This window comes from Saprospira grandis, assembly GCF_027594745.1.
GTDB lineage: Bacteria > Bacteroidota > Bacteroidia > Chitinophagales > Saprospiraceae > Saprospira > Saprospira grandis.
Genome location: NZ_CP110854.1, coordinates 3706922 through 3725687, shown reverse-complemented (window position 1 = coordinate 3725687; position 18766 = coordinate 3706922). Strand labels below are relative to the sequence as shown.

14 protein-coding genes are annotated in these 18766 nt (G+C 44.8%); 3 read left to right on the top strand and 11 right to left on the bottom strand.

The window, feature by feature from the left end:
* Positions 1-89 precede the first annotated feature (89 nt).
* Positions 90-650, bottom strand: coding sequence for a hypothetical protein (locus OP864_RS14650; protein WP_270098901.1), 561 nt, complete (start codon positions 648-650; stop codon positions 90-92).
* Positions 651-813: 163 nt separating this feature from the next.
* Positions 814-2031, bottom strand: a complete 1218-nt coding sequence (sucC, locus tag OP864_RS14645; protein ID WP_015693998.1) for an ADP-forming succinate--CoA ligase subunit beta — start codon at positions 2029-2031, stop codon at positions 814-816.
* A gap of 215 nt (positions 2032-2246) precedes the next feature.
* Here sucC and OP864_RS14640 point away from each other — a divergent pair, with 215 nt between their 5' ends.
* Positions 2247-2813: a hypothetical protein gene (locus OP864_RS14640; RefSeq protein ID WP_270098900.1), complete on the top strand. Its 567-nt coding sequence runs from the start codon at positions 2247-2249 to the stop codon at positions 2811-2813.
* Between the two features lie 208 nt (positions 2814-3021).
* On the opposite strand, the gene OP864_RS14635 is transcribed toward OP864_RS14640, so the two are convergent.
* From OP864_RS14635 to OP864_RS14600, 8 genes are all read right to left on the bottom strand, one after another.
* Positions 3022-5955 carry a caspase family protein gene (locus OP864_RS14635; RefSeq protein WP_270098899.1) on the bottom strand — a complete coding sequence of 978 codons (2934 nt, stop codon included), beginning with the start codon at positions 5953-5955 and terminating at the stop codon, positions 3022-3024.
* A 189-nt stretch (positions 5956-6144) separates the two neighbouring features.
* Positions 6145-7110 carry a hypothetical protein gene (locus tag OP864_RS14630; protein WP_270098898.1) on the bottom strand — a complete coding sequence of 322 codons (966 nt, stop codon included), beginning with the start codon at positions 7108-7110 and terminating at the stop codon, positions 6145-6147.
* Between the two features lie 32 nt (positions 7111-7142).
* Positions 7143-7781 (bottom strand): hypothetical protein, encoded by a 639-nt coding sequence (locus OP864_RS14625; RefSeq protein ID WP_270098897.1) that lies wholly within the window; start codon positions 7779-7781, stop codon positions 7143-7145.
* A gap of 192 nt (positions 7782-7973) precedes the next feature.
* Entirely contained in the window at positions 7974-8732 is a 759-nt protein-coding gene (locus tag OP864_RS14620) for a carboxypeptidase-like regulatory domain-containing protein (protein WP_270098896.1), read from the bottom strand.
* Between the two features lie 12 nt (positions 8733-8744).
* Positions 8745-9812 (bottom strand): ATP-binding protein, encoded by a 1068-nt coding sequence (locus OP864_RS14615; RefSeq protein WP_270098895.1) that lies wholly within the window; start codon positions 9810-9812, stop codon positions 8745-8747.
* Between the two features lie 57 nt (positions 9813-9869).
* Positions 9870-11711 (bottom strand): CHAT domain-containing protein, encoded by a 1842-nt coding sequence (locus OP864_RS14610; protein WP_270098894.1) that lies wholly within the window; start codon positions 11709-11711, stop codon positions 9870-9872.
* Between the two features lie 45 nt (positions 11712-11756).
* Complete coding sequence (locus OP864_RS14605) at positions 11757-13613, bottom strand: coiled-coil domain-containing protein (RefSeq protein WP_270098893.1); 1857 nt, start codon at positions 13611-13613, stop codon at positions 11757-11759.
* 267 nt (positions 13614-13880) lie between these two features.
* Positions 13881-14027 (bottom strand): hypothetical protein, encoded by a 147-nt coding sequence (locus OP864_RS14600; RefSeq protein ID WP_270098892.1) that lies wholly within the window; start codon positions 14025-14027, stop codon positions 13881-13883.
* A gap of 1147 nt (positions 14028-15174) precedes the next feature.
* Between OP864_RS14600 and OP864_RS14595 the strand changes: the two genes are divergently transcribed.
* On the top strand, positions 15175-16269 hold the full coding sequence (locus tag OP864_RS14595; RefSeq protein WP_270098891.1) for a tetratricopeptide repeat protein: 1095 nt from the start codon (positions 15175-15177) through the stop codon (positions 16267-16269).
* A gap of 48 nt (positions 16270-16317) precedes the next feature.
* Here the strand turns inward: OP864_RS14595 and OP864_RS14590 are convergent, their stop codons facing one another.
* Positions 16318-17172 carry a protoglobin domain-containing protein gene (locus OP864_RS14590; protein ID WP_270098890.1) on the bottom strand — a complete coding sequence of 285 codons (855 nt, stop codon included), beginning with the start codon at positions 17170-17172 and terminating at the stop codon, positions 16318-16320.
* 365 nt (positions 17173-17537) lie between these two features.
* On the opposite strand from OP864_RS14590, the gene OP864_RS14585 reads away from it, so the two are divergent.
* Positions 17538-18659, top strand: coding sequence for an efflux RND transporter periplasmic adaptor subunit (locus tag OP864_RS14585; protein WP_270098889.1), 1122 nt, complete (start codon positions 17538-17540; stop codon positions 18657-18659).
* The last annotated feature ends 107 nt before the right edge of the window (positions 18660-18766 follow it).

The window sequence follows — 18766 nt, the reverse complement described above, 5'->3', positions numbered from 1 at the left end:
CGCTAGGCCGTTTGGCCTGCGGCCAAGGGGCTTCGCCCCTGCTGGACCAAAAAAAAATACTCAGCAGACAAAACTACTGAGTATTCAACTTATTTTCTGCGCTTTTTATAAAAACGGCGATACTTCCGCTTTTTCCAGCAACCCATCTTTATCGCTTTGGGCGCCGGAAAGCTATAAGGCGCTCGACAATCCGTTTTTTCATCGGTCATGCCGTTTACCTTATATAAGGTTACCGCTTTTCCTTTTTGCAAGGTATAAGCATAATTGGCCGCTACTGGCCAAGGTCCCTCTGCTCCTGGAAAATCAGCTAGATCTACCTTGGCATCTGGCTCAAAGGTTCCTCTTTCTACATAGCCCGAACTCCAGACCTTATGTTCGGTTACCTGCACCGAATAGCGCTCGGCATCCCAAGAGCAAGGCACAATTTCTAGAGACTTAATTTCTACTAAATACCCCTTTACCTTTTTATTATCGTATTCTCTAGCCACATCATCGCAGCAATCACAATAATCAAGGATAAAAGGATTTTTTTCCAAATAGGTTTTTAGGGCTTCCGCCTCTGTTTTGCTCATACAATCCCAAGGATCAGCCGAGGCCAAAAAAGGAAGGCTTAGCGCCAAAAAGAGCAGGGATAATTTTAGGTAATTCATTGAAGGATAAGTTTAGCGTATTCTCGATAATATTCACTATTTGCAAGGATAGGACCAAGTCTTTCTCTGCCCACAAACAGTATTGTCCAATAAGCACTCTAATAAAAAAAGACCGCTACAATAAAGCAGCAGTCTTTTTTAGATTCGTTTCAGCTAAATTGAATTAGCCAGCTACTACCTTATTCACAAGGTCAGCCGCTTCTTGAAGCGTTACTGCAGAGTGAACAGCTAGGCCAGACTCATCAATAATTCCCTTCGCTTTGTCGGCGCCATTACCTTGAAGGCGAACCACGATAGGCACATTGATGTCTCCAATATTTTTGTAGGCATCTACCACACCCTGAGCAATGCGCTCACAGCGAACAATACCTCCAAATACATTGATCAAGATAGCTTTGATAGCTGGATCGCGCAAAATAATGCGGAAAGCATTTTCTACACGCTGAGCATCGGCAGTACCTCCAACATCAAGGAAGTTAGCAGGCTCTCCACCAGAAAGCTTAATGATGTCCATAGTCGCCATGGCCAAACCAGCGCCGTTTACCATACAACCTACATTTCCGTCTAGTTTAACGAAGTTAAGGCCATACTTTTTAGCTTCTACTTCTGTAGGATCTTCCTCTGTTTCGTCATTCCATTCTGCCAAGTCCTTGTGGCGATACAAAGCGTTCTCATCTAGAGACACTTTAGAGTCAGCCGCAACGATTTTGTTGTCAGAAGTTTTGAGACAAGGATTGATTTCTACCAAAGAAGCATCGGCACCAACGAAAGCAGCATAAAGGCTGTTTACAAATTTGGTCATGCTCTTGTAAGCAGCACCACTAAGGCCCAAGTTAAAGGCAATGCGGCGCATTTGGAAACCTTGTAGGCCCAAATGAGGATGTACATACTCTTTGTGTACAAGATGAGGCGTCTTTTCAGCTACCTCCTCGATGTCCATTCCACCTTCTGTAGAATAAACGATCACATTACACTCCTTGGCACGGTCAGTTAGGATACTCATATAGAATTCATTGGTATCCATTTCGCCCGTTTCAGGATCGGGGTAATACACATCTTCTGTTAGTAGTACCTTACGAACCAATTTACCAGGACCCTCAAGGCCACCTGGAGTTTGAGGCGTTTTTAGCATCATGCCTAGAATATTGTCGACATGCGTCTTCACCTCATCTAGGTTTTTGGCCAATTTAACTCCTCCGCCTTTGCCACGTCCACCTGCGTGAATTTGTGCTTTAACAACAGCCCAAGTGGTTCCTGTTTCTTCTTGGAGCTGAGCGAAAGCTTTTTCGGCATCTTCTTTTTGCTCAATCAGCACCCCTCTTTGGATAGGCACACCATAGCGGTTGAGGAGCAATTTTGCCTGATATTCATGTAGATTCATTACAATTGGTTGTATTAGGTTAGCAATAGAAGTCTGATACAATTGTTGTTGCCCAAAACTAAAAGATTTCGGCTGCTTTTCAAAGAAAGGATAACTTTAATTTCCAGCTTTTATCTAATTTCCTCTATATAAAATGCCCTTCTTTTCTGGCCCTAAATCAAATTAAATCACTAGTTTAGGGGCCTATATTTTCTATCTTTTTAATGCTTTTACCCATGAAAAAAATCTTATTCCCCGCCTTGCTCTTGCTATTTTTAGCCTGCCAAGGCCCAAGCCCAGAAAAAGAAGTAGAACAAGCCCCTAGCCCTAAGGAAGAGGTCGAGCCAGCCCCCTCCAAGGAAGAGGCCGCCCCAAGCAAAAACCTAAGCCTTAATGCCTATAAGTCGGGCGAACAAGAAACTAAGGTCCTTAGCGAAAATGGCTGGCCCAGTAAAGAAGGCGAAACGGTAGTTTGGACAACTGCAGAACAATCGGTGGCTATCCGCTATCAAACAGAGTTTCAGCCAGGCGGAATCTCAGAGTTGCTGCATTTTCAACTGCAAGATGAAGCTGGACAGCCCCTTGGTCCTCCTCTCCTACTCTATATTGGCGAATATAGCGATAGAGATGCCCCAAGCAGCATTATCCGTAGCCAAGCTCAACTAAACTTGAGTTCTGCTGGCCTAGTTTATGAATTTCAGTCTTATGAAGAAAATCTAGATACAGAGGAAAAAACCATTTTACAAGAACGCAATAGCCATTTCCTTTTTGGCGGCAAAGAAGGCTTTCAAGAGAAAAAATAAGGAGCGTACAGGGCCAAAGGCCCGCAGGCCTAGCGATGTGAAAGGGGGCGGCGAAGCCGCAGACCAAGGAGCAAAGCGACGAAGGGCCGAGCAGACCTGCGAGCCCTGAAACGTAGCGCCGCAAGGCGAAGCCGCAGCGGAGGCCCCAAAAAATATCCCTCAAAAAAAGAAGGGCTAGCCAAATCATCGGCAGCCCTTCTGTTATTTTTTAAAATCGGTTTCGGGGATCATCAAATGGTCGGTCTATGGGCTCTTTGAGCAGGTCGCTTTGGGCCATGAGCTCGATCGGCAGACTAAGTACGAGATGATCTGCGGCCCCATCGCCTTTTTTGCGAGACAATACCGCTCTGTTTTGTGAGCTGCTCGCCGCATAGTCCTTCTCCTTGGGCAAAGGCAGGCCTTCTTGCAGCCAATTCGAGGGATCAAAACGCTTGTAGGCCACTAAAAACTTATAGACTACTTGGGCCTTTTTGTGTGTCACAGCAATATGTCGGCTATCAAAAATAGGTGGATATTTTTTCAGCTCTCCAATATCTACTTTCAACTGATTATTTTTGGCCGTTTGGGCATCATAGGCCGCAAATTCGGTACTGCCCAAGGGCGTTTTGCAAATGATAGAATAATCATAACCCAAAAAGAGCGTAGAAGCAAAAATTGGACTGGCCGAAGAAGAAGATTGTTGGCGCAAAATCATGCTGCTCATAAACTCTTTTTCATAGCCTCCTTCTGCTAATAAGTAGCTCAATTTCAGGCTTTCTACTTTGCGGCCCTCTGCATCTTCCCAATAGTAAAAGGGCGATTGATCTTGCGTACGGATATATAAAGTATGCCAGTTATTCTGCAACTTAAAGCTCAAACTAAACTGATAATCGGCCAACATGTTTTTAACTCCCGGATGAGGGTTTTCTAGCCTTTTGAGCTGCTCCCAACGACTAATGCTCCGCAATTGGGCCAAAACGCTAAAGGCGGACTCCTCTGAGGTGTTTGCGGTTCCTCTAAGCAGTACAATTTCGGGATTTTTACCGTCACAAATATAATAGCGGCCATCATCGATACGAAGCTGATAAGGCGCTTCTGGCCCAGCATTCCAATCGATAAATTTACGATAGTAATTGGCTGCGGGACTCGCCTCAATCTGCTGCTTAAAAGGGTTGTCAAAACCAGCTTCAGGCTCCAAATAGGCCTTTTCGCCCAGCGTCCAAAGCATAAGCGCAATTTGTTGCTGCGCCTGCATGGCATCGGGGACCCAAAGGTCTTCTAGATCTAGTTGCTCGGCCACTTTGATGCTGTCTCCAGATTCATTGAGGAAAAAGCCATTGCCCGATCCTAAATTGATTTTGAAGAAAGCCTGTCCGCTAGATCGGGGTTTAGCTTTATTGTCTTTCCAAGCCGTATGCAATCTGCTCCAAAGACTGTCCTGATTGGGGCCATTTTCCTGCGGCTGGATATAATCGCCCAGGTTTAGGCTGCGAAAAGCTGGCTTTTTGTAATAGACAAACTCAACAAAAGCCTCGGCTTGCCCCTTAGGATAAAAACGGAAATTTCCATTTTTTAGCTCAATAGTATAGCTGGCCTCCGCCTGATTTTCAGTCAAATGTGGACGCAAACTATCACTCACAATCACCTCATAGCGGTTGCTCTTGGGCAAATGCAGCGGAAGCTGTTGGCTGCTGTATTTTTGGTCCACAAAGGCTTTTAACCCAGTGGTTGAACTGGGAGGCGCCTGCTCAAACTCCACCACAGAAGCCTCGGCCATCACATAAGTAATGCGGCCATCAAAAACCAAATTGGGGCGGGCAGGATCATAAGCTTTTAACGGAATAAATTGGCCTTGACGCAAAACAGGCAGGCCCAAAAAGGCGCCCATATCAATTCGCCATTGCTGACTCTCTTTTTTATAAATGAGGTTAACTTCTCCCTCTTTTTTGCTCATTTGTCCACCCAAAAAGCGCTCGTAACGCCGACCAGCTGGACCTTTTACATACAAACTAGGCGATTGCTCAAAAGCGCCATCAATGCTCAGTTTTGCTTGGTTGAACAAATCATGATAAGAGATCTCTCCCTGATATTTTGAGAGAATTTTGATAATTGTATTGGTAAACACCCCTCCTTTTTGGCCATCGGCATGCCGAATTTCATAGGCATACTCTTCTTTTCCACAGGCCGACATATGAATTTGGTTGCCTTCGGGATAAGCTATTTCAAAAGGGGGCTTTTTTGAGCCTCTAGCGCTTGGGGCGGCCGAGCGGCTGCTTCCTCTGCCAGCGCTTCGGCTTGTACGGGCTGTTTCTTCGGCTTCTTTCATGGCCGAGCGGGCCTCTTCATCAAAGAAATCCATTTCTTCCGCTTTGCGATATTGGCCCAATTGTTCGGGCTCGGCGGGGAGCATGCGAGCTTGGACCAGCAATTCCTCGCCGCTATTTTCTGTAGGCTCTGGCCCTTCTTCCTGAAGTTCACTCAAAAAGTCCATGCCCCCATCTTCAGTAGCAAGCTCGGGGGCCTCGGGCGTTTCTTCAAAGCTCATTTCTGCCGTATTCCCTGGCTCTTTCCCGCTCATTACGCCAGAAAGCTCCTTCATTTTCTTTTCCAAATCGCTACGAGTTGCTCCCGCCGAATGGCAACTATCTTGCACAAAAACAATATCGACCTGCTCCTGGCCCGCCACCCAAATTTGGCGAATCAAAAAGCGAATTTCCTTGTCCAAGACATCCTTCACCTTTTTGCCATCTTTAATAGAGCGAGAATCTGCCGCCACTAAGGTCTGCAACTGCCCTGGAGACTCCTCAAAATAAGGATGCGCTTTTTCGGTAGAACCATGGCCTGCGTAAAAAAGAAAAAAAGTATCGCCTGGCTGTACTTTTTGCACATAGCTTTTGATGCTAGACAAAATAATATTTCGATCAGGAGCCTTAACCTGAGCAAAATCGTATTGATATTTTTGCAAATCGGCGGCAATACCCTCCTTTTTACTTTCCGGGGGGCTCAACAAAAGCTGGGGCTCAAATTGATATTTATTGCGGTCCAGATTTCTGGCCAAATACTTAAACATAGACAGGGCATCATTCACGCAACCATTTAGGGAGGTCACGGCAGGATTATAGGCATCGATACCTATAAAAAGGGCATGGAACTTTTGGCTCATAGGAATTTTAGATTTTTTATTTATTGTTTTGGGGCTGCCCCGCCCTGTGGGCGGGTCGGGCTGTGTCGTGGCTCGCAAGTCTGCTCGGCCCTGCAGTTTTTTCGCTACGCTCAAAAACTTGGGTCTGCGGCTGCGCCGCCCCACTTTCCATCCCTCAGCCTGCGGCCCTTTGGGCCTGCAATGCGCAATTTAGTTGCCTCCTAGGGCCCGTTTTTTGGCGGCATTGGTTAATTTGCCATAGCGGGCTTTATAGGTCCGAATAATTTGGTCGGCTCTTCGTTTTGGGCTATTGCTTTGGCCAATATAATCATTTCTAGAATTGACCACTTGATTAAGCACAGTGGTCGCTTCGGTATTTGTGGGGTCCATTTCATAGGCTTCTCTTGCCAACTGAAAGGCCAATTTGGGGTTTTTATCTTTATCTAAAGCATAATGTGCCTTAGAGGAAAGGATCCGAGACTGACTTTTGACCAAAGAGGCCTCTCTATTTTTGAGTTCTTTTTCTTTTTTCTCGATTTTCTCTTGCAAATTATTGCTTCCTCCTCTTTGGGTCTGAGCTTCTAAGGTCCGGGCTCTAGCTTTAAGGGTTACATTTTCCTCGGTTACCGTTTCTAGGGCTTGTTCTAAAGAGTCTCTAGAGGCCACCAACTGTTTGATTAACTCTTCTTTTTCTTTTTCTGAAATTTGGAGCAGGCCTTCGCCTTTTTCTAAAGTTTGGGCCAGAGAATCTACTCTTCTTTTTACTTTTCTGAGGCTATCGAGGACCACCCTATTTTCATCATTAGAGCGTTTGAGCGAGGCCCGAGCTTCTTCTACTTTTGCCCGGCTAGCCACGGCCCAAATGGCCAGGGCGGCCAGAATAATAATAATACTACCGACCAGAAAATTTTTCCAGAAAATCTTATTGGCTACGGCTTTTCTAGATTTATCGACAAAAGCTCTTTCTTCTGGGCGAAGATCTAGGCGATGCAAATGCTTTCTAGAGCCTTGGTCAATATAGCTGAGGTCCTCTTTGGTCAATAAATTTTTATTGTCCAAATAGAACTGATAGCGGCTTCGGATAAAGCCCAAGATTTTGAGGCGTAACTTATCCTCTGTAGAGGCTCGCTCGTAGATAGCGCGGGCGATAGTATCATGCGAGAGTTCAAATTTCACGGTAGTTCTTAGCTTATAGTGGTAGTAGCGAATTATTTCTTGCGTCTTCGAAGGATGGGGGCACCTTTGAGGCCCTCCAATTCTTTACGCCAGGCTTTAGCCTCATCTTCTATTTCCTTTACCTCGGAGCGCAGTTCATTTTTTTCTTGGTTGCTGGCTTTGAGGGCTTCTTTTAAGGAGTCTTGTGTTCGTTGTAGTTCGAGCAGCAGGGCATTTTTTTCATCTTCGCTCATATTGAGTAGGCCTTCCTGTTCCAGTTTTTCTTTTTGGGCCTTTCGGAGTTCGTCAAAAGTTTGTCGGAGTCGGTGGTGGGTCTCATGCAATTGATCATGTGTTCTTTGGGCCTCATGCCAACCCCAAAGGGCAAAGGCGGCACTGGCTGAAAGCAAAAGCACTGTAGAGGCGACAAGCCCCACCCTAATTTTATATTTTCGGTTGACGGCCAGCTCGCTATTTCGGATAAACTGCTGCACCTCCTGCTCTAACTCTAATTGAGGAAGGTAGCGTTTAATATATTCCAGGTCCTCTTTATTCAGTAAGCTTTTATGCTCATTAAAGTACTGATGGCGGCCTTTAATAAAGTTAGCGACTTTGAGTCGCATTTTATCTGCCGTAGAAGCCTGATCGTAGACCACCTTGGCTAGGGCATCATGAGAGAGTTCAAATTTCACAGCAAGATATTCTTTTTGGGTAAGCCATTAAAGGAGGCCGTTTTAACAATGGGGAGAGCTCTGCCGATGAAGGCCTAGCGATGTGCAGCAGTGGCCGTTAGGCCAGACCGAAGCCCGAAGGGCTGAAGGGCCGAGCGAATAGCGAGCTGCGAAACGTAGCGCCCGCCGAAGGCGGGAGGCCCCAAAACATTATTATTCTACTTTTTCTAAGGCAATATCTAACTTCAGTTCAGGTTGAATTTTGATGGCTTCCTCTTTGGTGCGGTAGCCTTTTCGTTTGACTTCTAGGACAATATTTTTCTTGGTCAGGTCTATGGGGTGCAGGACCAGATTGAATTTAAAAAACCCTTTGGGGTCGCTGCGAACCTGGGCGCCCATAAAGAAAATTTGGGCATTGGAGAGGCCTTGGCCATTTTCGTCTTTAACTTGGCCCTCGATAAATAGGCTAGCGTAGCCAATTTCGAGTTGGGCGGTGCCGCCTTCCGATTCGGGGGGCAGGGGTTTAATTTTGAGGTTGCCACTTTTGGTAATTGCTTTGCGGAAGACCTCATTTTCCTTTTTAACTTCCTCGGCTTTTTTGTGTGCCATGGCGGCTTCAGTTTGGGCCAAAGAGGCATTATACCAGCCCCAAACGGCAAAGGGAGTCATGATGAGGGTGGCGCCCATTAGGATAATCGCATTTTTGCGCATCCTATTTTGGCGCTCTTGGCGGTCTAAGATTGCTTGGCTTTTACTAATAAAGGCTCGTTCTTCGGTCCGAAGATTTAGCTCTTCAAGAAAGGGGTTAATGAAAGAAAGTTCGGCTTGGCCCAGGACCATATTTTCATTCATTTTATAGTAGAAAAAGCGATTTTGGAGCATACTAAGGGCTTTCATCCGGGCTTTCACTTCCGCAGATGTTTTCTCATAAATAATGAGGGCGAGGCTATCGTGTACGATTTCTACTTTCATATTGGGGGAATTTTATTCGTTCAATTCGCGAAGAATGCGCATCTCTTTAAAACGAGAGATGCAAAAATCGACCACCTTGGGGTCAATGTTCTTTGCTCTTTTCAACTCTTTTTTGACATTATCGAGTTCCACCGCCTGTTTGGTCCCATTATCGGTGACCATGCTAAAGAGAATATCCATAGGGATGCCCTCTTCAGAGACGCCCATTTCATTTTGCAACTCTTTTTCTAGTTCGCTCAATTGTTCTTCAAGGAAAAAGGCCATTACATTTTCGAGGTTGCCACTTTTTTTGAGCAGTTCCAGATCAAAGCGGATCGGGCGATCCTCCTCTCCTCTTCTTTCGACATCTAGGCGATAAAGTCGGTCCAAATACACTTGCAGGGTGGCCAAATCGACCTGTTTATCTTTACCTTTTACCTTTTCGATCATTTTTTGGACCAATTCCGCTTCATTTTTGACCTGAATATCAAAGGCTTTGAGCGTATTGAGGATCACATCCTGCAAATTTTTGAGGCTCATGCGTTCAATGCGTAGGCGATTATCCCAAAGGCTGGGATAAATATTCTCAAATTCGGAGAGTTGAGCGATATACTCCTCCCGCATCGAGATAATGATCTTCACATTGAGATCCCGCTCTTCAATTTGATACAATAACTCGAAGAAATCCTCTTGTTCTTGGCGGCTGCCCAGAATAAAAATCTCTTCAAACTGATCAAAGATCAGGTAGATGGGTTTATAATAATCGAGGTACAAAGAATGCAAAAGGTGGATAGAATTGCTTTCTTCGGGTAATTTTCTTACGGCATGTCGATGTAATTCTTGTTTAATCGACTGCATAATATTATCGCGGCGTCGGATAAAAATGGGGAACCAATCGCTGGCTCTAAATTCATTTCCTAAACCACAGTTAATCAGGCTGGTTTTTCCAGTTCCAGAGGCTCCATATAAGAGGACCACATTGGTTTCAAAGAGGCGGTCATAGAGCTCTTGTGTTTCTTGTTCACGGCCAAAGAAGATATCTCGATCAGATTGATCGTAGGCATCTAGAAATTTAAACGGACTTTTTATCTGCTTCCCCATAAGGCTACATCTATATTTAGAAAACTGCGTGGGCGATGAATGGAATTAAGTTTGGGTTTATCGGCTGAGGTCTTCTTCAAAGAGAGAAAACAATTCTTTGAGGATATCCAATGGGCTTTGTGGTTCCTCTTCGTTTCTTCTTCGGTTTCTGGAAGATCTTCTTCGGCGATCTCGGCCGCCTCTAGCCGCTCTGGGCTGTTCGCTGGCGGTCGTAAGTTGGTCTTTGGGCCGTTCATGCACCCGATAAATGGAGTAGATGGTACTAAAGTAGCGAAACTCTTCTCCTTCTCGGTAGGCGTAGGTAAACAGCTGCTGTTCTGTGGCTCGATCTTCTGTCATCCCTTCGCCAAAAGCATTTTTATCAATGATAAAGGGAGAAAGATTGAGAAAATCTTTAGGATCTTGCATATTTCGGCTCAAAATGACCGAAGCATTATTGGCGTAATCCTTATAAGAGCGAGCTTGTAGGGCCTTGCTCACGGCCAAATCATTTACTTTGGCATTGAGGCGAGCGATATAGTGGTCAAACTTAGGATCTTGATAGCGATAGCTAATCACTCGAATATCTCGGATGGTCAGTAAATCATAATTGACCAAAAATGCCGATTTAATCAAAATAGCCGACAAAAAATATTCGCCATCGGCACAAAGCTGCGGCAGTTCTGCCGCCAATTGTTCGGGCGTTTGCTGACGAATTTTCGCTCGTAGCGACTCTAAATAGAGGTAAGCATCATAGAACTCATTTTTATCTTCAAAAGCTTGTTGCATCTCTGCAAATTCCTCTACAAAAAGGGCTTTATTTTCTTTTTGCAACAGCTGCACAATAGAGATAAAATGCTTGAGATAATCAAAGTGCTGATAAGTTCGAGCATCATGATGCAAAAGGTCCATGAGGTAAGGCCGCACACTGATGTTGCTCTTCCGTTTTTCGTCCCAAAGCTGAGAGAGCGCAATGTAATAGAGAAATTGGGTGGTATAGACATAAGTGCTCAGCAACTGCTCTAAGCGCTCCATCGATAATTCATCTATAGCCGATTCTTTAGAGAGCAACAAACGCACTTGCACCCCAATGGGCCAAGGAAAATGTTCGATGATTAGGGCCAAGGCCAAACGCTCATCCAATTCGCCACTAAAAGAATCTTCCGCCAAAGGTTTAAGCTTAGGGTCATAATGACACATCTCGTCAAAAACATCCAGCATATAGGTATTTACGGTATAGTCTGGATTGGCTGGCGGCTTGATATTATCGATTTCCGTTACAGAAGTAGGCAAACTCCAATCTAAAACAGCTCTGGCTTCTTTATTTAAGAACAACCCCCAAGGCATGGCCGCAGAACGGTCAAATTCCTCGCCCTGAATAAATATTCGGGCCGTAAAGCTATTGCCAAAATGGGTGCGCAAAGCGCCTACAGCAAATTGAAAAGCCGAATCGATAGTCGAGCGATTGGCTAGAGCGCGATAAAAGGTTTCAGAAAAAAGCAAAGCTTTATCGTCTGCAATGGCCACAGAAGTAGCAATCACGGCCTTTACCCCTTTTTCCAACAAATAATCTACCTGGGCTTGCGTAGAGCAGCCATTGAGAAATACAAATTTAAGATTGGGCAATTGGCCCAACAACTCGGCCAAACCCACCGCTTCGGCAGTATCTCCATCAAAATGCAGGCTGTTGCCATCGGCATGGCCCGCATAATGAAAAACAATAATGCGCTCCTTAAAACGATTGAGGGCCTTGATCAACTGATCCACATTAACATTCTCCTCTCTATAGAGTTCTATGCTGCCCTGATCATGAGCGATGCTCAAGATATCATTGAGGCGGCTACTCTCCTCTTTGAGTAGATCCAAATGCGCATCTTGCTGATTGGCAAAGTTGAGTAAAATAACTGGACGTTCGTTCATGATAGTCTGTAGAGTACTAGAAATTCGTACAATTAAAGGCGTTTATTATGCGAGTAACTTTTTTGCACTTGCCGCCCATTGGTCCAACAAGTCTTGCGGAATGTTGAGCTCCTGAGCCACCGCCTGATAACTTAAATGTACTATTTCCTGATAGCTATGTACTCCCGCTTTTTCCAATTTGGCTTGCCAAGCGGGACTCATACCTTCTATTTTAGATAAATCATCTTTTTGTTCTTCTCCCAAAAGTTCATCTTCGGGAATGCTGCCATAAAAACCTTCTTGATTCAAGGCAGCCTCGGCCAATTGCAAAGCCGATTGCATTTCTAGTGCTTGGCCTTCATCCACCAAAATTTCTTCTTCTTTTGGGGCCAAACCTCTAGCGGCGGGTTCTTCTTCGGGCAAAAGCGCCAGTTGTTCTTCCAACTTGGCCATATCTTCTACCACTTCTTCTTCGGCTTGTTCTAAAGCGGCATTATCCTGGGCCATCAATAAAGCTTCTTCGGCTTTTTCTTCTATAGATAATTCTTCTTCGCCTAAAATTACCGCTTCTTGCATGGGCGCAAAAAATCCTTCGGCCTGCATGCTTTCGCTGGCTCGACTAAGGGCGGCTTCCATCTGCGCCGCTTCTTCTTCAGAAATTTCGATAGCCGCTGCTAATGCTCTTGTTTGAGGCTCTTCTTCCGGAACCTGGGCCAATTGTTCTTCCAATTTGGCCATATCTTCAATAAAATCAGTTTCTTCCTGTTCTATTTCCATATTGGCCGCCGCCAATTCCAAAGCCGCTTGCATTTGTTCTTCTTCCGAAAGCGTTTCGCTATTTTCGGCTTCTAAAATGACGGCTTCATCAAAGGCTTCAAAAAATCCAGCCAGTTGCATGCTGTTTTCCGCCTGAGCCAAAGCTTCTTCTAGGGCAGCTGCTTCTTCGGCTTCCAATTCTTCTACAAATTCAGCTTCCTCTTCTGCTTTCTCCAATGAAATTTCAGCCAGTTTTTCATTCAGTAGTTCTTCATCTTCTACCAAATTGGCTTCTGGAATTTCTTCATAGAAATGCGCTTCGGCCATGGCGCTTTGGGCAAATTCAAGCAGCTCATCAATTCTTTGGTCCAATTCGGGGTCTTCGGGCAAAGTTTCTTCCTGAAATTGGTCCAATTGCTTGAGTTGGCTCTCCAATTCCTCAAAAGCTTCTTTGAGCTGTTCGTTTTCTTCTGCCAAAATATTGGGCTGCTCGGCCTGAGCCGCCAATTCATTCAAAGCCTGACCCAATTCCGTTTGCAAGTCTTCAATTTCGCTTTTGCGCATCTCCAACTCTTCTTCCGCCCAATGCAAGGCCGATTTTTGCTCTTCATACTGGCGCAAAAGTGCTTCTCTTTCTTCCTCAATCTGTTTCATCAAGGCTTTTGAGCTATCCATTTCTTTTTGCGCCTTGGCCTGAATCTCTTCCGCCAATGCTTCGGCTTCTTTGGCCCCCAAACTTTCGCGCTGCGCATGTTTATAGAGCTGTTTTAACTCGGCCAATTCTTGTTCGGCCGCTTTTTTGGCCTGTTCTGCAGCCGCCTTGGCTTGCTTCAAAGATTTTTCTTGCGCACTTAAATCCTGCGCCATTTTTGTCTGTATCGCCAGCGCTTTCTCTCTTTTGCGCTCTTCTACTTGCAACTGACGCAATTCGGCAGACAAAACCTGTAGCTTGTCTTCTGCTTCTTCCTGTTCTTTGCGCTGCTTGAGCAATTCTTCATTCAATTGCGCCAATTTGCGTTCATAACGCTTTCTTTGCGGTCGCTGCACAATCAGCCACCAAAAGAATAGGCCCAACAAAAAGCTGAGCAATAAAATAAAGCCAAAGGCTAGGCCTTGACTAGAGCTGTCAAAGCTAAAAAGGTTGTTGAGGGCTTCTTGAAAAGTCATTTAGTTCAATTCAATGGTTGTCCAATGGAGAAACCCTAAAATATAAAGTTTTCTTAGAAAAACACTGTTTTTTTTCATCTCCTTTTGCCCCAATAAACAGATGCCTTTTATTTTCAGCCGCTTTTTCTCTGCCCCCCATTTTTTTAGGGCCTCTCTCTTTTTTATACCTTATATATAGTATCCCTTTTTGTTATTTTATTTTTTGGGGCCTCCCGCCTGCGGCGGGCGCTACGCTTCAGGGCTCGCAGGGCTGCTCGGCCCTGCGGCCTAACGGCCTTGGTCTGCGGCTTCGCCGCCCCCTTTCGCATCGCTAGGCCGCTCATCTATTTTTTTTCTTTGAGCTTTTTTCTTCGGCGGTTTTGGTTTTGTTGTTTTTTTCTTGGAGCCAATTTTTTCCCATTTTCCAGCAAACAAGGGCTTTAGCCCATGGCCGTAAAATAATTCCATACTAAAAATTCAGAAATAAAAACAATTGCTATTATTTCTGCCCCATAAATTTCATAGGAACCCCAGGGCCAAGGCCCTAGGCTAAGGAAAAAATTATCATCCCCTCATTCGAGGGATTTTTTTTGTGGGTTGTGGTTGGGCAGTTGTTTTTTTGAATCTGTGGGTTGAAACCCACAGCCATACAACAATTCCATTCTACATCTATAGTGCGGAGAGGATTAAAATCCTCTGCCGCTTTGAACATGATGATTTTTGGTCCATTGATTTTTTCCAAGAGAAATTTTCATCCCTGTTTTTTTATGGAGGTTTTTAAACCTCCATTTAAAATGAAATGCCTTTTTGTTGTCTGGCTGTAGGTTTCAACCTACAGACCACCGCAGTTTTTCTGCTGCAGAAAAATTTTGTTGTTTTTTAACCCCATTGCTAATTGAAAGCCGCTATTTGAAAGTTTTTTTTCTTGGAGCTAAATTTTTTTCCATTTTCCAGCAAACAAGAGCTTTAGCCCGCTCTTTGCATAGCCCCGCAACCATGGGCTTCAGCCCATGGGCCAAAACTACCCAGCCACTAAAAGACGCTTTCTTTATCTCTCCTTTTTTCAAAACGCCCAAGAAAAAATTGAGGGACTATCAGGCAGCTATCCTTACCACCCTAGGCTGAAGCCCAGGGTTATTAACTGAGCGAACTGACGGACTAAAGTCCTTGTTCGCTTTTTCTACTTGTAGCTTTCCATTAAGCTTCAGTCCAAAACCGCCCAGCCACTAAAAGATGCTTTCTTTTCCTCCCTTTTCCAAAACGCCCAAGAAAAAGTTGAGGGACTAATATTAAAATATTGTATGCGCCCCTTTTTACCGCCTAGGGACAAGCCCCTAGGCGATGAATGGCAGGCGGCAAAGCCGCCGCAAAGGAGCGAAGCGACTGGCCTAGCGATGGTAGGCAGTGCGGCAAAGCCGCAGACCAAGCGGGCATTGCCCGCGCAGGGCCGAGCGAGCAGCGAGCTGCCGAACGTAGCGCCGACGAGCGAAGCGAGGCGGAGGCCCCCAAAAACACCAAAAAAATGTATCTTAACATCTAGAGGAGTATTAAAGAAGTATTGAGAACATTAAAAACTAAAAACATGAGAACATTTATTGCGCTCCTCTTCCTTGGATGGAGTCTCCCTATTTTTGCCCAAATTGAATTTTCTTCCGATAAAGTCCGAGACCTTTATGAAAAGGGGCTAGAGCGACATGATGCGGGGAATTATGACAAAGCTATTGAGCTCTACCTAGAAGGGCTAAAGTTTTGCAGCAAAGAAAACAAAGACCTGTTTTACAGCGAATTATCTTTTAGCTACGGCCTAAAAAATGAGCTCGATCAATCGAATAAGTATGCCTTTAAGGTACTAAAGAGTAGCGACCGGCTTTATAACTATGCCTTTCAGCGTATATCCAATAACTATTTGGTGCAGAAAGAGTATAAAAAGCTACGCAAGCTGACCAAAAAAGCGATTAAAAAGCATGGTGAACGGGTCATTTTTTTGCGCAACTACGCTTTTCTTGAGCTAAGAGCAGAGCAGTTTGAAGAAAGTCAAAAATGGCTAAAAAAGATCTGCCTAAGCGGCGATGGGGTTGGTCGCGACTTTGTTTTATTAGGTATGGTAGAAAATAAGTTGGCTCATATGGATGCAGCTCTTATGGCCATGACCTTCGGTCTTTTTTTGGACCCAGAAAACAGCAAGGCCGATGTGGCCATCAGTTTTTTAGAGCAATACCTTTTTGGCAAGAGTTGGGAAAAAGATTGCCAAGAACTGCTAAAGGCCAAAGAAGAAAAACGAGCTCCGCAAATGAATATCACACTTCCTCCTCTATCGGAGGGAGAGGATTTTAATGCCAACTCCTTAGAATTTATGATGCCGCTTAGTCGAGCAGTCTTATTGAGCAATGATGAAATTAACATCTGTGCAAAAAATCATTTTGAGCAATTGGCAGTATTAACCGAAACGGCCTGGGGTATCCTCTTATCAGAAGGTAGCGCCTTGCAAGAAGAAGAAAAAGAACTGTACACCGAGGTCTATCAGCCCTTTTTTAAGGAATTTGAAAAAGAAGGACGGAAGAAACTCTACTCCTACTATATTTTTTCGGGCACCGAAGAAGGGAAAGACAATATGCTCAATGATACCGAGCTGCGGGTTATCATTCAGAAAATAGAAGAAGAACGAGGGCAAGATTAAGAGAGAAATGGCCGCTAGATAGAAGTCTAGCGGCCATTTTTTAATGGTCTATAACTTAACACCTGTCAGTTCGTAGGCCGTAGAAAGAGCATCCTTCATACTGCCTCTAGTGCTAATTTCTTCCGTATTGACGCCTAATTCTACCACCGTTTGGGCCACTGCAGGAGAAATTCCCGAGATAATACAATGGCAGCCCATCAAGCGAGCCGCTTTAGAGATCTTAATAATATGATTGGCCACTGCGGTATCGACCACCGCCACCCCAGAAATATCTAAGATAAAAACCTTGGCCTGAGTTTCCCCAATTTTAGACAAGACCGTCTGCATAATATCCTGAGCCCGTTTAGAGTCAATAATACCCACAATGGGGAGCATCAAAATATCGTCCCAAAGCTGAGCCACTGGCGTAGAAAGCGCCTCATTTTGGGCCTTGAGCACCTCATTGGTCATCGCATTATAGCTATCGACCACCAAGGCCACATCTAAATCCTGTCTTTGGCTATAAGCCGATAGTAGTTCGTAGCTCGCAATACCCAAGCGCTCAAAAAGCTGCTTAAACAAATGATTAAACAAGACCACCCCATCATAATAAAGATCTAGTGGAAGGCCAATGCGGGCATGCACTTCCCCAATTCGCTTGCGGTCAGTAATATAAGCCTCATCCACAGCGGCCTGCCAGAAAGAGGTCCAATACCCTTTATGCAAGCCCTCTAAGCGCTGAATATGCTGTTGAGAGCTAAAGTATTGTGAAAAGTCGGGATGCTTAAGCATTTCTTCATAAAAGGCCTCAATAATTTTGGGCAGCTCGGGCATAATCTTAGGGGCTGCAGCTCCAATTTGTGCAATGGTCCAGTCCGTTACATAAAAGCGGGCGCAATACTCTTGAGCAGTATATAAACTCATATGGGGCAGTTGAAAAAGTAGAAGGAAATGTTAACTGAGATGGAGTATAAACAGGCAAAAGAGTCAAGGGTTGCAATTTTGTTTAAGTTTTTGAGCTGAAAACCAAATTAAGTTTAGACAAAGCTGGGCCAAGGCGGCATGTTCTAGAATTTTCATCAAACATCTATAAAATAAAGGGACTCATCTATTTTTTAGCGGCCTAAAACCTTAGTTAAAGGCCGTAAATTGCTGTCTATCAATTTAAAAGGGCAAAAACTTAAGAAATCATAAAGTTTTGTAAATGGATGTATGCACAACAAAAAAAAAGCGAAAACTGTTAGCTTTGCGCTATTGATAACCAAAATGATGTTTGAAACACCCTTTATATGCTTCGCCAAATTATTATTGCTGCAGTAGCAGTGCTTATCTTAGTTCTTTCCTTCATTATGGCAGGAGGACTATCTAAGCGTGCAGAAACGCCAAAGAAGGCTGAGACAGCCGCTATTTTGAAAAAGGTTCAGGCCATTCCGGTAGAGAACCAGGAGATACAGACCGAGGTACAGTTGTACGGTCGCCTTATTCCCTTTGAAAAGACCGAGCTTTTTTCTGAGGTGGGCGGTCGTTTACTAGCTAGCTCCAAGCCCTTTAGAGTAGGGACTCGCTTTGCCAAGGGCGAACTGCTCATTAAGGTGGACCAAAAGGAGGCCGAGCTCAACTTGAGTGCCCAGCGTGCTCAGCTATTGAGTACGATTACCAGTATGTTGCCCGATATCAAGATTGATTTTCCGGAGAGTTTGGAGCAGTGGGAGAGCTATCGCAGCCAGCTCAATCCCAAAAGTTCTATTGCCGATTTGCCCGAGCCTAAATCAGAGCGGGAGAAAGACTTTTTGGCCCTCAAGAACATCTATAATCAATATTATAGTATTAAGAGTGCCGAAGAGCGATTGAGTAAATATGAATTGCGGGCGCCTTTTTCTGGGGAGCTCACAGAGGCCCTGATCAATACGGGTTCTTTGATTCGGGCAGGCCAAAAGATTGGCAGTTTGATGAACATCAATGCTTATGAGTTGCAGGCTTCTGTTCCTTTGGTCGATCTGAAGTACATTAACTTGGGCGATAAGGTCCAATTGCAATCGGAAGATATTGCTGGGCAATGGGATGGCAGCATCAGCCGAATTTCTAGTACCATTGATGCGAGCAGCCAAACCGTAAAAATCTTTATCCGAGTGGCTGGTCCAAAACTCAAAGAAAATATGTTTTTGACTGGAGAGGTGGCCGCCAGCCGCCTAGCCAATGTGGTTGAGATTCCTCGTAAGCTTTTGCGTGGAGATACGGCCGTTTTTGTTATTCAAGGCGGTAAAGAGAAAAGCTTAGCCTTGGCTGCTGTTCAGACGGTAAAAATCTCGGAGCAAACGGCCCTTGTTAGAGGTTTAGAAGATGGCCAAGCCCTATTGGCGGAGCCTTTTCCGGCAGCCTATGAAGGCATGAAAGTAGAATTGGCCCAATAAGGCGGCGCAGCCGCCTCAGGCCCGAAGGGCCAACGGCTGAGGGATGGTAATGGGTGGCCGAAGGCCAGACCGAGCTTTTTGAGCAAAGCGAAAAAAGCGATGGGCCG